This is a genomic window from Thermosynechococcus sp. PP555, from assembly GCF_031583225.1.
In the GTDB taxonomy this organism is placed as follows: Bacteria; Cyanobacteriota; Cyanobacteriia; order Thermosynechococcales; family Thermosynechococcaceae; genus Thermosynechococcus.
Genome location: NZ_CP134168.1, coordinates 820,903 through 834,647 on the forward strand (window position 1 = coordinate 820,903; position 13,745 = coordinate 834,647).

General features: G+C 52.5%; 17 protein-coding genes and 1 tRNA gene. 8 read left to right on the top strand and 10 right to left on the bottom strand.

What is annotated here, in order from left to right; all coding sequences use genetic code 11:
- Positions 1-3 precede the first annotated feature (3 nt).
- Together RHH27_RS03810 and RHH27_RS03815 are read left to right on the top strand one after the other, a co-directional pair.
- Positions 4-1,053 (top strand): TrkA family potassium uptake protein, encoded by a 1,050-nt coding sequence (locus tag RHH27_RS03810; RefSeq protein WP_302676762.1) that lies wholly within the window; start codon positions 4-6, stop codon positions 1,051-1,053.
- Entirely contained in the window at positions 1,050-1,817 is a 768-nt protein-coding gene (locus RHH27_RS03815; RefSeq protein WP_302676761.1) for a TrkA family potassium uptake protein, read from the top strand. The genes RHH27_RS03810 and RHH27_RS03815 overlap by 4 nt, the downstream gene beginning before the upstream one ends.
- On the opposite strand, the gene RHH27_RS03820 is transcribed toward RHH27_RS03815, so the two are convergent.
- From RHH27_RS03820 to psbH, 5 genes are all read right to left on the bottom strand, one after another.
- On the bottom strand, positions 1,814-2,632 hold the full coding sequence (locus RHH27_RS03820) for a carbohydrate ABC transporter permease (RefSeq protein WP_302678894.1): 819 nt from the start codon (positions 2,630-2,632) through the stop codon (positions 1,814-1,816). The genes RHH27_RS03815 and RHH27_RS03820 overlap by 4 nt on opposite strands.
- Positions 2,633-2,752: 120 nt before the next feature.
- Positions 2,753-3,970 (bottom strand): ABC transporter permease, encoded by a 1,218-nt coding sequence (locus RHH27_RS03825; RefSeq protein ID WP_206201135.1) that lies wholly within the window; start codon positions 3,968-3,970, stop codon positions 2,753-2,755.
- A gap of 73 nt (positions 3,971-4,043) precedes the next feature.
- Positions 4,044-4,661: an aminoacyl-tRNA hydrolase gene (gene pth / locus RHH27_RS03830; RefSeq protein WP_206201136.1), complete on the bottom strand. Its 618-nt coding sequence runs from the start codon at positions 4,659-4,661 to the stop codon at positions 4,044-4,046.
- 5 nt (positions 4,662-4,666) lie between these two features.
- Positions 4,667-4,900 (bottom strand): TatA/E family twin arginine-targeting protein translocase, encoded by a 234-nt coding sequence (locus tag RHH27_RS03835; protein WP_206201137.1) that lies wholly within the window; start codon positions 4,898-4,900, stop codon positions 4,667-4,669.
- Between the two features lie 3 nt (positions 4,901-4,903).
- A complete protein-coding gene (psbH, locus tag RHH27_RS03840) occupies positions 4,904-5,104 on the bottom strand; it encodes a photosystem II reaction center phosphoprotein PsbH (RefSeq protein ID WP_149820192.1) in 201 nt (66 codons plus the stop codon).
- 86 nt (positions 5,105-5,190) lie between these two features.
- On the opposite strand from psbH, the gene psbN reads away from it, so the two are divergent.
- Positions 5,191-5,322, top strand: a complete 132-nt coding sequence (gene psbN / locus RHH27_RS03845) for a photosystem II reaction center protein PsbN (RefSeq protein WP_206201138.1) — start codon at positions 5,191-5,193, stop codon at positions 5,320-5,322.
- Between the two features lie 2 nt (positions 5,323-5,324).
- Here the strand turns inward: psbN and RHH27_RS03850 are convergent, their stop codons facing one another.
- A complete protein-coding gene (locus RHH27_RS03850) occupies positions 5,325-5,903 on the bottom strand; it encodes a photosystem I assembly protein Ycf4 (RefSeq protein WP_302678895.1) in 579 nt (192 codons plus the stop codon).
- A 241-nt stretch (positions 5,904-6,144) separates the two neighbouring features.
- Here RHH27_RS03850 and clpB point away from each other — a divergent pair, with 241 nt between their 5' ends.
- Complete coding sequence (gene clpB, locus RHH27_RS03855) at positions 6,145-8,760, top strand: ATP-dependent chaperone ClpB (protein WP_302678896.1); 2,616 nt, start codon at positions 6,145-6,147, stop codon at positions 8,758-8,760.
- Between the two features lie 72 nt (positions 8,761-8,832).
- Here the strand turns inward: clpB and RHH27_RS03860 are convergent, their stop codons facing one another.
- The 4 genes from RHH27_RS03860 to RHH27_RS03875 are packed head-to-tail and all read right to left on the bottom strand — an operon-like array spanning position 8,833 to position 10,381.
- Positions 8,833-9,303: a hypothetical protein gene (locus tag RHH27_RS03860; RefSeq protein ID WP_302678897.1), complete on the bottom strand. Its 471-nt coding sequence runs from the start codon at positions 9,301-9,303 to the stop codon at positions 8,833-8,835.
- A gap of 11 nt (positions 9,304-9,314) precedes the next feature.
- Positions 9,315-9,761: a hypothetical protein gene (locus RHH27_RS03865; protein WP_302678898.1), complete on the bottom strand. Its 447-nt coding sequence runs from the start codon at positions 9,759-9,761 to the stop codon at positions 9,315-9,317.
- An 11-nt stretch (positions 9,762-9,772) separates the two neighbouring features.
- Positions 9,773-10,165 carry a hypothetical protein gene (locus RHH27_RS03870; RefSeq protein WP_302678899.1) on the bottom strand — a complete coding sequence of 131 codons (393 nt, stop codon included), beginning with the start codon at positions 10,163-10,165 and terminating at the stop codon, positions 9,773-9,775.
- 30 nt (positions 10,166-10,195) lie between these two features.
- Positions 10,196-10,381, bottom strand: a complete 186-nt coding sequence (locus tag RHH27_RS03875; protein ID WP_302678900.1) for a hypothetical protein — start codon at positions 10,379-10,381, stop codon at positions 10,196-10,198.
- 315 nt (positions 10,382-10,696) lie between these two features.
- On the opposite strand from RHH27_RS03875, the gene RHH27_RS03880 reads away from it, so the two are divergent.
- From RHH27_RS03880 to RHH27_RS03895, 4 genes are all read left to right on the top strand, one after another.
- The gene (locus tag RHH27_RS03880) at positions 10,697-11,947 is read left to right on the top strand and encodes an MFS transporter (protein WP_206201146.1); all 1,251 of its coding nucleotides are present in this window, start codon (positions 10,697-10,699) and stop codon (positions 11,945-11,947) included.
- A 9-nt stretch (positions 11,948-11,956) separates the two neighbouring features.
- On the top strand, positions 11,957-12,706 hold the full coding sequence (locus RHH27_RS03885; protein WP_302678901.1) for a creatininase family protein: 750 nt from the start codon (positions 11,957-11,959) through the stop codon (positions 12,704-12,706).
- Entirely contained in the window at positions 12,707-13,591 is an 885-nt protein-coding gene (locus RHH27_RS03890) for an alpha/beta fold hydrolase (RefSeq protein WP_302678902.1), read from the top strand.
- A gap of 38 nt (positions 13,592-13,629) precedes the next feature.
- Positions 13,630-13,703, top strand: a tRNA-Pro gene (locus RHH27_RS03895).
- Positions 13,704-13,745 lie beyond the last annotated feature (42 nt).

The window sequence follows — 13,745 nt, forward strand, 5'->3', positions numbered from 1 at the left end:
GCCATGCGACGGTTACCTGCGACCCCTGCCCTCAACCGTTTTATTATTGGCATCACCCTCTTTGTTCTGATCATGTTGGTGGCGGTGGTGGGCTACACCAGTTTTGGCTGGAACTGGCTCGATGCCCTCTACATGTACGTGATCACCGTCTTTGGCATTGGCTACAGTGAAGTGCGACCCCTGATTACGCCGGCGCAACGCTTCTTTAACATGCTGATCATTGTGGCCGGCAGTGCAGCAACGGTTTATACCATCGGTGCGGTGGTGCAACTGTTTACCGAAGGGGAGATCAAACGCCTACTGGATATTCAGCGGGCGAGCCGCGACATCAACAAACTCAACCGCCATGTCATTGTCTGTGGCTTTGGCCGCATTGGTCAGGTAATGGCTCAGGAATTATCGGCATTAAAAACCCCCTTTGTGATTTTGGATGTCAATGAACAGCGCATTGATCTAGCGATACAGTTGGGCTATTTGGCCTATTTGGGGAGTGCGGCGGAGGAAGAAACGCTGCGCGTGGTGGGGATCGAGCGGGCGATCGCCCTAGCGACGGTGCTGCCCAATGACACGATCAATGTCTTTATTACCCTGACAGCGCGCTCCCTGAATCCGAGCCTGCTGATTGTGGCGCGGGCGAATTTGGCAAGCACAGAAGCAAAGCTACGTATGGCAGGAGCGGATCACGTAGTCTTGCCGACAAAAATTGGTGCCATTCAAATGACTAACCTGATTCGGCGGCCACGCATTGACTTTCTTGAGCAAACGGGCGATCGCGAGACCCTCAACGACCTCTTGAGCCACATTGATGCTCACCTTGAGGAACTGGAGATTACTGCCGATTACCCCTACGTGGGTACGCGCTTGACAGGACTTGAGGTACGCGGCCAAGGGGCATTTATTATTGTTGGCCTGCGCAAAAGTGATGGCCAATTATTCCCGACCCGCGCCAATCCCCTTGTGGAAGTGGGCGATACATTGATTCTATTGGGGCATGCTCAAGATACCCCCAAGCTCATTCGCAAATATACTGCCCGCTCCCGCCACTCCCAATGACAACCCCCGCTCATCTCGCTGACCTTAAGGATCACGTCATCATTTGCGGCTATGGTCCCCTTGGTCGCACCTTAGCGATGAACTTGGCTGCTGCCCAAATCCCCTTTGTCGTGATTGACAACCAGCGGCAGCGACTACGGCTTGCCCAGCAGTCAGGGCACCTTTTCTATCGCGGTGACGATCTCATGGATGAAAATGAGCTGTTGGCGGTGGGGGTGGATCGCGCTCGCACTGTAGTGGCGGTTTTGGCCGATGATGCCAGTAATGTCTTTATCACCCTGATTGCCCGTCGCCTCAATCCCAACTTACAAATTTTGGCCTATGGTGAATTGCCAGCCACAGAGTCCAAACTGCGTTTTGCCGGTGCCGATCATGTGGTCTTGCCCTCGAGTATCAGTGCCCAACGCATGGTGCAGCTCATTACTCGCCCGACAGTCTTGGATTTTCTTGAGGAAAAGGATGAGCGCAGTCACTTGATTGAGCTACTCAGCCAGCTCGATCTTCAGATTGAGGAGTTTACGCTGCCCTTGGAGTCCTCGCTGGTGGGGCTAGCGATCGCCGATGTGGAAGCGAAAGGCCGAGGCCGCTTTATTATTGTTGCTCTCCGCCATCAGAACGGTGCCTTGGTGACCCATCCCCCCTTAACCTTGCCCCTAGGGCCGGGGGATACCCTGATTGCCCTTGGCCGAGCAGCGGAAATTAAAACCTTCTTTCGCCAATATGCCCACCGCCAGCCAATTCGCTATCGCGGCCTAGGAAGCTAGCCCTTCAGGCCAGCAGTAGTTTGGGAGGGCATGATATATCGTTGCAAGAAAATAAACACAATGAACACGGGCACAATTGAAATCACCGAGCCAGCGGCAATGAGTCGCCAATCCAAAGAAAACGTCCCCGCCAAGGTGACCACGCCAATGGGCAGGGTATAAAGTTCTGGCTGATCCAAGACCAACAGGGGCCAGAGAAAATCACTCCAAGCACCAATAAACACAAAAATGCCAAGGGTAACAAGGGCAGGGCGAATGGCCGGCAGCATCACAAACCACCACAGCCCCAATTCTGAGCAGCCATCGAGGCGAGCCGCTTCCTCTAGTTCCTTGGGCACCGCCATAAAGGCCTGTCGCAACAGAAAAATGCCAAAGGCAGAGGCCAAACTCGGCAGAATCATTCCCAGATAGGTATTCCGCAGCCCCAACTGCACCGCCAAAATAAACAGGGGAATCATGATGATTTGAAAGGGAATCATGATCGTGGCCAAAATGGCCGTAAAGATCACCTCACGTCCGCGAAAGGACAGCCGTGCCAAGGGATAGGCGGCTAAGGCCGAGGTCAGGAGATTGCAGGCCACCGTTAAGACTGCCACCAGTGTACTGTTGAACAGGTACTGGCCAAAGGGATTCGTTTGCCAAACCGTGACAAAATTCGCCCAGGTTGGTTCGGCCGGCAGCCAGCGGGGCGGAAAGGCAAAAATATCTTCATTGGCAGACTTGAAGGCGGTACTGGTGAGCCACACCAAAGGCAGCAGCATGACGATCGCGATCGCCACCAACAGCAGGTAGGTCAAGCCTCGCCGCAAGGTCATCGCCGTGTCCAAAGATTGGTAAACATCATCAACAGGCCACCAATGACAATGGCGATCGCAAGGCCGCCAGCAATCCAGTCTAGAGTTGTCGTTTCCATCGGTAATTTCCCAAGGGTACTTTTAGACACTGCGCAAGGCAACAATCGGATCCAGCCGCGCCGCCCGTTGAGCGGGAACCACCCCAAAGAAGAGGCCAATACTGCCCGAAACGCCCACAGCAAGAGCCACAGCAACGGGAGCAACCCCAGCCTCCAAGGGGGTCAACATCACCACTAGCATCACACCACCTACGCCCACTCCCGTGCCAATGAGGCCACCGAGAGCCGAGAGGATCATCGCCTCAATCATAAACTGTGCCAGTATATCCCGCTGTGTGGCACCAATGGCCTTGCGCAGGCCAATTTCTTGGGTGCGTTCGGTTACCGAGACCAGCATAATGTTCATAATGCCAATCCCCCCCACCAGCAGGGAAATGCCGGCGATCGCCGCCAACATCAAGGTCAAGGCATTGCTGATATTGCCAATGATTTGCAGAGCTTCCTTTTGGGTTTGAATTGTAAAATCGTCCTCATCAACAATTTGATGGCGCAGCCGCAGGAGGTTGGTAATCTGAAACTTAGCCGCATCAATGCTCTGTTCATCACGGGCAGATACCGAGATAAAGGTTAGGGAAATCCCATAGGGGGAGCGCTGCCCCACAATACGGGAAGACATCGTCGTAATGGGAATATAGGCGGCCTCATCCTGATTGTTGCCAAGGAAAGCACCCTTTTCGGCCATGACGCCAATCACTTCAAAGGAAAGATTCTTGATCCGTACCTGCTGACCCACAGGATTTTCGTTAATAAAGAGCTTCCTCGCCAAATCCGAGCCTAAAATGACGACGCGGCGATGCCGTTCCACATCCTTATCGGAGATAAAGCGCCCCTGCGCCACTGTAAAACTGCGCACTGAAGGAAAGGTGGGGGTGGTCCCCACAATCAGCACATTCGTGTTGCGTCCTCGATAGGTAACCCGTTGTTGCACTTGAATTTGGGGTGCCACTTCCTTAACGGTGGGCACTTGGGTGGCGATCGCCTTAGCATCCTCAAGGACAAGGGTTTGCGGCACATTAAACGTGCGGTTGCGGGCTTGGGGCGTCCCCGGCACAATAAAAAGCGTATTCGGACCAAGGGATTCAAACTGACTGGCGGCATAGCGCTGTGCCCCCTGACCCACGCCGACCATGGCAATCACCGCTGCGTTGCCAATAATTATCCCCAGCATCGTCAGGCCGCTACGCAGTCGATTGGCCTTGAGGGTGGCGATCGCCATGCGCACACTTTCAGCAATGTCCATGATTCTGCGCCGAAAACACCTGTTTTTAATCTAACTTGAGATCTTCTTTTTCCTCAGACTTCTAGTGGGAGGGTCAGGATTGCGGTAGGGGAATGCTTTTGCCGTTGAAGTGGTTCATCGCTGCCTCCACCCCAGACTGAATACTTAACTCAATGGCATCCACGGCAAGGTCAAGCACAGCAGGTAAAATGGCGAGTTCAGCAGCCGAAAAATGTCCCAAAACAAAGGGCACAGCATTGCGCGGCCCGGTTTGTTGCTGCAGGCGATCGCCAAAGGCAATGCCCACCTTGAGGCGGGGAAACTGCTGCGAATGACAGTGTTGAATAATTGACTTAATGCCGTTGTGTCCGCCCGTCGAGCCACTCAAGCGCAAGCGCAGCCGCCCCAAGGGCAAATCGGCATCATCATAGACGACAAGGGTTCGCTCAAGGGGCAGCTTATAAAAATTCAGCAGGGCATGGAGAGACTGCCCCGAACTATTCATATAGGTAGTGGGTTTGAGGAGGCGTACCTTTTGACCATGAATCGGAACCTCGGCCACCTCTCCCAAGAAGCGCCGCTGCGGGGTCAACTGCACCTTATACCGATCGGCAAGGGCGTCAAGGACACGAAAGCCAATATTGTGGCGCGTCGTCGCATACTCTGCCCCCGGATTCCCAAGGCCGACAATCACACAGGGTTGGAGAACCATGCCACCTAAGCAGAGGGCTCCCGCGATGATTCCGATTCTGCCTTGGCCTGCTGTTCCTGTTCGAGGGCAGCGGTCTGCCGTTTCATTTCATCTTGGAATTCACGGGAGGCTTCCTCAAAGGCACGCTTGGTTTTGCCAAGGCTGCGACCAATTTCCGGCAGCTTTTTAGGGCCAAAGATTAAAAGCGCCACCACCAGAATCACAATCAGTTCCGGCAGACCGATACCAAAAACGTTCATGGGTTATCCTAGTGCTTTCCAACTCACGTTAACACCATCGAGGATGAGTGTCGAGTTGTAGATTTGCAAAATAATCAGCAAAAAGACAAGGAACAGCCCCATAAAGACCGCCATCAAGGGAGTGGTACCCCAGCCGGGGGCGACTTTACCGTATTCAGAGTTCAAGGGGCGCAGGAGATCCCCTAGCCAAGTCCGTCGTGCCATAAATCCCTTTTTTGAACGAGATGAACAGAGTTTTAATGTTTCGTAATATTATAGAAGCACATCTTGCTCCCATTGAGAACGCTTCTATGGAACCTGCAACAGTTCTTAGCATTGCTCTCGCTGCCATCTGCATTGGCGTGACCGGCTACTCTATCTACCTCTCCTTTGGCCCTCCTTCCAAGGAGTTAGCGGATCCTTTTGACGATCACGAAGACTAAAGCTAGAGTCCCTCAACGGGGACACCCAAAAAGCTGGCGATTGTGGCGCCTTGGGTTTCGAGTTCTGCCAACGGCAAGGGCGCACCTACGCGCGTTAGGGGGACTTCGCCGCGACCTTTGATTTTAAGGTAGAGGGCGCGTTTCGGGTTTAGCCCTTCTTTAATCACAATTCTCACGGATTGGACATCGCTGATGGGGCAGCTGACCTCAATGCGGCGATTCTTCCCCGGAAAACCCCAGCGGAAAATGCGGACAAAGCCCGTTTCTTTGTTGAACTCGTTAAAGCCACCGCCAATATCCCAAGCGATCGCCAGCCACAGATACGTTGCCAACAACAGCGCCGCCACCCCATAAAAGCCAATGGCAATACCTTGGGGAATAAAGACTAAATCAATTGGGTTCCCAATGGGCAGTAGGTTGCGGTGCAAATAGCTAGAAAGACCGGCCAAAAAGAAACCCAAGCCACCAATGGAGACCGCTGTTGCCCAAAAGTAGTTACTAGGGCGACGGGATCCCAGTACCGGATAGTACAGAACCGCCTCTTGACGCGGTGAGCGCTCAGTCATAGGGGAGTTTGTCATAGCTTGTGTTGCCAACTTGCAGTGCCTTACATTCTATAGAGAAACGGTCTCTCTTCCCAAAGAGGCTTTCCCCAACCCCGCCTCTAGACGCTACGCTGGAACTAATTTGCACTAATTCTTTCGAACTTATTCTGGGGAGTTTATTCTACCCTTAAAGTAGGGAAGTCCGAAAAAGCGTTTTTCTTGCAATTCATACAATATAAATAGTTAAAAACTGGAAAAAGGGGTCAAAGGGTCAGCTATGCAACCATCCAATCCAAATCAATTTACCGAAAAAGCATGGGCTGCGATCGCCCGCACACCAGATCTAGCCAAGCAGGCACAGCACCAGAATCTCGAAAGTGAACACCTGATGAAATCGCTGCTCGAGCAAGAGGGTCTAGCGACACAAATTTTCCAAAAAGCTGGCTGTTCGGTGCAGCGCATTCGCGATCTCACCGATGAATTCATTAACCGTCAGCCGAAAATCAGTAATCCCAGTGGCGTCTATCTAGGACAGAGCCTTGACAAGCTCCTCGATCGCGCCGAAGAGGCACGCAAACAGTTTGGCGATGAGTTTATCTCGATTGAGCACTTGGTATTGGCCTTTGCCCAAGACGATCGCTTTGGCAAAAAACTTCTTCAGGAGGTCGGCCTGAGCGAAAAAGCCCTACGGGAAGCGATTCAGCAAATTCGCGGCTCCCAAAAAGTGACGGATCAAAATCCAGAGGGCAAATATGCGGCGCTGGAAAAATATGGCCGTGATCTGACGCTCTTGGCTCGTCAAGGGAAACTGGATCCCGTCATTGGCCGTGATGATGAAATTCGCCGTGTGATTCAGATTCTTTCCCGCCGTACCAAAAATAACCCAGTGCTCATTGGTGAACCCGGCGTTGGTAAAACCGCCATTGCTGAAGGCTTGGCACAGCGGATTGTGGCGGGGGATGTGCCTGATTCCCTGCGCGATCGCCAGTTGATTGCTCTCGACATGGGTGCCTTGATTGCCGGTGCCAAGTATCGCGGTGAATTTGAAGAGCGCCTCAAAGCAGTTCTCAAGGAGGTCACCGACTCCAACGGCCAAATCATCCTCTTTATTGATGAAATCCACACTGTCGTTGGTGCCGGGGCAACCCAAGGGGCGATGGATGCCGGCAACCTGCTCAAACCGATGTTGGCGCGGGGGGAACTGCGCTGTATTGGTGCCACCACCCTTGATGAGTACCGCAAGTACATTGAAAAGGATGCAGCCTTAGAGCGGCGCTTCCAGCAGGTCTATGTGGATCAGCCCAGCGTTGAGGACACGATCTCGATTTTGCGGGGTCTCAAGGAACGCTATGAGATCCACCATGGCGTGAAAATTTCCGATACCGCCTTGGTGGCAGCAGCTACGCTCTCAACCCGCTACATTAGCGATCGCTTCTTGCCCGATAAAGCCATTGACTTGGTAGATGAAGCCGCCGCGAAACTGAAAATGGAGATTACCTCCAAGCCGGAGGAACTGGATGAGATTGACCGCAAAATCCTGCAGCTGGAAATGGAGCGGCTCTCCTTGCAAAAAGAAACCTCGGCAGCTTCGCGCGATCGCCTTGAGAAACTGGAAAAAGAGCTAGCGGATCTCAAGGAGGAGCAAAGCCGCCTCAATGCCCAGTGGCAAGCAGAAAAAGAGGTCATTGACCGTCTCCAAGCCATCAAAGAAGAAATCGAAAAAGTCAACATCGAGATCCAGCAAGCGGAGCGCAACTACGACCTCAACCGTGCCGCTGAACTGAAGTACGGCAAACTCACAGAACTCCACAAACAACTGGCGGCAGCCGAAGCCAAACTGCGGGAGATTCAAGTGGGGGGTCGCTCTCTGCTGCGGGATGAAGTGACCGAGGCCGACATTGCTGAAATCATCTCCAAGTGGACGGGCATCCCTGTCAGCAAACTGGTGGAGTCGGAAGCCCAAAAACTGCTGCACCTCGAAGAAGAGCTGCACAAGCGGGTTGTCGGTCAAGATGAGGCCGTCACCGCAGTAGCGGAGGCCATTCAGCGCTCCCGTGCCGGACTAGCGGATCCCAACCGTCCCATTGCCAGCTTCATCTTCCTTGGGCCAACGGGTGTCGGTAAAACGGAATTGGCCAAAGCCTTGGCGGCCTTCATGTTCGACACCGAAGAGGCGATGGTGCGGATTGACATGTCGGAGTACATGGAGAAACACGCCGTATCGCGGTTAATTGGGGCGCCCCCCGGTTATGTGGGCTATGACGAAGGCGGTCAACTCACAGAAGCCATTCGCCGCCGTCCCTATGCCGTGGTTCTCTTCGATGAGATTGAAAAAGCCCATCCCGATGTCTTCAACGTGTTCCTGCAAATTCTCGATGATGGCCGCGTCACCGACTCCCAAGGGCGGACGGTGGACTTCAAGAACACCATCATCATCATGACCAGCAACATTGGTTCTCAGTACATCCTTGATGTGGCCGGCGATGACAGCCGCTACGGGGAAATGTACAACCGCGTTATGGAGGCGATGCGTGGCCACTTCCGCCCTGAATTCCTCAACCGCGTGGATGAATTTATCATCTTCCACAGCCTGCGCAAGGATCAATTGCGGCAAATTGTTCAATTGCAGGTGCAGCGGTTGCAGCAACGCTTGAGCGATCGCCACATTACCTTGTCCCTCACAGAGAAGGCGATCGACTTCTTGGCCGAAGTGGGTTACGACCCCGTCTATGGTGCCCGCCCGCTGAAACGTGCCATCCAGAAACAACTGGAAACCCCGATTGCCAAAGCTATCCTGCGGGGCGAGTTCTTCGATGGCGACACGATTCTGGTGGATGTGGGCGAGAACGAACGCCTCAGCTTCCAGCGTCAAGCGGAACTGGTAACCGTTTAGGTGCAATTGAAACTGATTCAAGAGAGTTGGGTTGGGGCTTTCCCCTCAGCCCTCTTTTTTTGGGCAATCGTTTTAGTAGCCTTGGTCAAACAGGGTAATCTTGGCCAATAGTCCCGCCACCATCAAAAAGAGCGCCACTAGTAGTGCCCAAAGGCGATTTTCCGTTGAACCTTGGCGCTTTCCTAGGTCCACTAACTGCTCACGATTGGTTTGCACTTCCAAGCGCACTGCCTCGATTTTGGCTTCTATAGTGTTGAATTTCTCGTCAATCGTGTTAAACTTCTCGTCAAATTTTGCTTCCAGCGTGTTCAGCTTCTCTTCAAACTTGGCTTCTAGTGTGTTGAACTTTTCTTCAAATCTGACTTCTATAGCATTCAATTTCTCATCTACTATCTGGAACTTTTGATCAATCGTATTGAATTTCTCACGGATTTCCGCGTGACCGACTTTCACCTCAAGGGTAAGTTCCGCCAGTTGCGACTGCATGGCTTTCATGGTCTCGAGGACTTCTGTCAGTTGCGATTGGGTGACGGGTTCACTCATGCTGCTCATCCTTAGACTTGGTCAAACAGGGTAATCTTGGCCAATAGTCCCGCCACCATCAAAAAGAGCGCCACCAGTAGTGCCCAAAGGCGGTTTTCCGTTGAACCTTGACGCTTCCCTAAGTCCACTAACTGCTCGCGATTGGTTTGCACTTCCAAGCGAACCGCCTCAATTTTGGCTTCTATAGTGTTGAATTTCTCGTCAATTGTGTTAAACTTCTCGTCAAATTTTGCTTCTAGCGTGTTCAGTTTCTCTTCAAACTTGGCTTCCAGCGTGTTCAGTTTCTCTTCAAACTTGGCCTCCAGAGTCTGGAATTTTTGATCAATCGTGTTAAATTTCTCACGGATTTCCGCGTGACCGACTTTCACCTCAAGGGTGAGTTCTGCGAGTTGCGACTGCATGGCCTTCATCGTCTCGAGAACTTCTGCGAATTGAGACTGGGTGACGGGTTCACTCATGCTGCTCATCCTTAGACTTGGTCAAACAGGGTAATCTTGGCCAATAGTCCCGCCACCATCAAAAAGAGCGCCACTAGTAGTGCCCAAAGGCGGTTTTCCGTTGAACCTTGACGCTTCCCCAAGTCCACTAACTGCTCACGATTGGTTTGTACTTCCAAACGCACTGCCTCGATTTTGGCTTCTATGGTGTTGAATTTCTCATCAAATTTTGCTTCCAGCGTGTTCAGTTTCTCTTCAAACTTGGCCTCCAGAGTCTGGAATTTTTGATCAATCGTATTAAATTTCTCACGGATTTCGGCTTGACCGACTTTCACCTCAAGGGTGAGTTCTGCGAGTTGCGACTGCATGGCCTTCATGGTCTCGAAGACTTCTGCGAGTTGAGATTGGGTGATGGGTTCACTCATGGGTGGAGTTCAAGGGGACTTAAGTTTATTCTAGAGTGACCCAGCAATTTCCGTTTTTAACGTCTCCATAAATGCCGAATAATTTTGGTGGTTGGCTGGGAAGCCGAGTTCTAGCCAAGTCTGGGGTAATGTGTCTGCAATAAACTGACGTGCTTCAGTACCATCGTTAGGCTGGCGATCGCCCCCTTGGTATTTCCCAATTGCTCCTCCAGGCAAGCCAGATTGGGACGATGATTTAGTTCTGCTTCTAAAACGATAATTTCTTATTGGCAGAAAATTAAATGGTTATTAACTCTCAGATGGTAGGGTGTTATATGCTACACAGGCAAGGGTAATTTTTGGTATTTTTACTTCCTCCTATCTGGTGATTTTTGCGACCTGTACTCCTCAGAATGCCCAAAATGAACCTCAAAGGATACAGAGACAGGGCAAACGCCGGCAAGGGTCTGACGGTATATTGGATTCAGACTGCCAGCCCCAATCTTTGGTAACGGTGAGGAAACTTGTGTTCATGGTCAGTGAGCAACAGCAATGGTAAGTTCTGGTCCCAAGCCCCGTCCAGAAGGGTTTGCTGCTCTGATGCGGAACAAGAATTTCCTCAAGTTATGGGGCGGTCAAATCATCTCCCAACTGGCGGACAAAATTTTTCTCGTCCTCCTAATTACACTGGCGGTTTCCTACGACGCCAGCTATGAACTGCCCGGCTCTAAGGCCTCAGCCGTAATGATTGCCAATACCCTACCAGCGGTCTTCTTTGGCTCAACGGCAGGCACCTTTGTGGATCGCTACCCCAAGCGGGAGCTAATGAGCATTACCAATATTCTGCGCGGGCTACTGGTTTTTGCTCTGATCTTTATTCCGAAGCGGTTTACGCTGCTGCTCCTGATTGCCTTTTCTGAGTCCATTCTTACGCAATTCTTTGCCCCGGCAGAACAGGCGGCGATTCCCCTGCTAGTGAAGGAGGAAAATCTGCTCTCGGCGAATGCCCTCTTTATCACAACAATGATGGGGTCACTCGTAGTGGGGTTTGCCATCGGTGAGCCATTGCTGAGTGGTGCTGTGGCCATAGGGGGTGTCTATGCCCGTGAAGTCGTTGTCGGTGTGCTGTACGTTATGGCGGGATTGGTTTTAGCCTCGATTCGCTACCGAGAAGCAGTTCATGAGCGCGATCGCCACCTCAATGTATGGCAGGACTTGCAGGAGGGGTTTCACTACGTGCGCAAAAATCGCCTCTTGGGGAATGCCATGCTCCAGTTAACGATCCTCTATTGTGTCTTTGCCGCCTTGACGGTGTTGGCCGTCAGTTTAGCCCAAGAAATTGGCCTGCGTCCTAATCAGTTTGGCTTTCTCTTGGCCGCCGCAGGGCTGGGGTTAATTTTAGGGGCGGGGGTTTTGGGCCAATGGGGGGAAAAATTGCATCATCGACCCCTGCCTTTGATTGGCTTTTTGGTGATGGCAGCTGTCCTACTGGTCTTTGCTTTTGTGCATCATCTGTGGGTGGGTCTGGGCTTAAGTATTTTGCTGGGAATGGGGGCATCTTTAATTGGTATTCCCATGCAGACCCTCATTCAAGTTCGGACGCCGGCGACGATGCGGGGTAAGGTCTTTGGCTTCCAAAATAACATTGTCAATATTGCCCTCAGTGTGCCCTTAGCGATCGCCGGGATTCTTTCGGACTTCCTTGGCCTCACAGTGGTCATGGTGGGGATGGGGGGCGTGGTGGCGATCGCGGGCATTTGGGCATGGCGGAATACACGAGCCGTTCTTGAGGATGCGATTTAGGAGACAGGAATGCCCCTACTACACTTGAGTACTTGGCCAGAGGTCGAAGCCTATCTCAACACTTCCAAGGGGATGATTATTCCCATTGGCTCCACGGAGCAGCACGGCCCGATGGGTCTCATTGGCACCGATGCCCTCTGTGCCGAGGCGATCGCCAAAGGGGTAGGGGAAGCAACTCATGCCCTTGTTGCCCCGACAATTTCCGTGGGCATGGCCTTACACCATACGGCTTTCCCCGGCACGATTAGTTTGCGCCCTAGTACGTTGATTCTTGTCATTCGCGACTATTTGGTGAGCTTGGTACGGGCAGGCTTTCAACGCTTCTTTTTCATTAATGGTCATGGCGGCAATATCGCGACAGTGAAGGCGGCCTTTGCGGAAACCTATGCAGTCTTAGCCGATTTGCACATTCCCGAGGCGGATCAAGTGCGCTGTGAGTTGGCCAACTGGTTTATGTGTTCCTCAGTGATGCAGCTGGCGCGGGAATTGTATGGCGATCGCGAGGGTTCCCATGCCACCCCCAGTGAAGTGGCGGTGACCCAATTTCTCTATCCAGAGGCCATTAAACGCGTTCCCCTCAATCCCGAAGTCAACACCAGTCATGCCATCTACGGTGCCGCAGATTTTCGCCGCCGTTATCCCGATGGTCGTATGGGGGCAGATTCCAGCTTGGCCACCCCTGAGCATGGACAGCAATTCTATGAGCGGGCTGTTCAGGAGTTGAGCGATCGCTACCGTCAATTTCTGCAAGCCGACTAAATGACTTTCTCTCTCCCAGCTCAAACGTGGCATTGGCACGGTTACCCGATTCTCTATCGGCATCAAGGGACTCAGGGCATCCCCCTACTCCTGATTCACGGCTTTGGTGCCTCTAGCTTGCATTGGCGCAAAAACATCCCTGCCCTCGCAGCTCACCATCAAGTCTATGCCATTGATTTACTGGGCTTTGGTGGCTCCGCCAAACCCGCTCCCTCGGTCATCCCCTATACATTTGAGACGTGGGCAACCTTGGTTCTAGACTTTTGCCGCGAGGTCATTGGTCAGCCCACGGTTTTAATCGGCAACTCCATTGGCTGCGTCGTTGCTTTACAGGCCGCTGTTTTCCAGCCTGCATGGGTCAGTCAACTGATCCTGCTGAACTGCTCTTTGCGTCAGCTCCACGATCGCAAGCGATCGCAACTGCCTTGGTACCGCCGCTGGGGAACCAGCCTACTCCAGCAACTTTTAGGCAATCGCACCCTTGGCACCTACTTTTTCCGCCAAATTGCCCAACCCCGTACTGTGCGCCGTATTCTGCACCAAGCCTATGCCAACACTGCCGCCGTCACCGATGAACTGGTAGAGATATTACTCACCCCTGCCCAAGATAGGGGTGCTGCCGAGGTCTTCTTAGCCTTTGTCCGCTATTCCCAAGGTCCCTTACCCGAAGACTTGCTACCGCAGATTATCTGCCCCACCTATTTTCTGTGGGGTGCCGCCGACCCTTGGGAACCCATTGATGAAGGGCAGAAGCTAGCTCAATTTCCCTGTGTGCAGGAGTTTGTTGCCTTACCAGAGGTGGGCCATTGCCCTCAAGATGAAGCACCTGAGCAGGTGAATGCCCAGATTCTGGAGTGGTTGCGCAAAATTTCCATCACTGACTAGGATGTTCTCTGAACTCGTGTTATACTGGTAAAGCTTAACGGGGCGTAGCGCAGCTTGGTAGCGCACCACTTTGGGGTAGTGGGGGTCGTGGGTTCAAATCCCGCCGCTCCGATTATTCAGTAAGAAAAATCCAGCTTGGCGATGTTAGTGTATG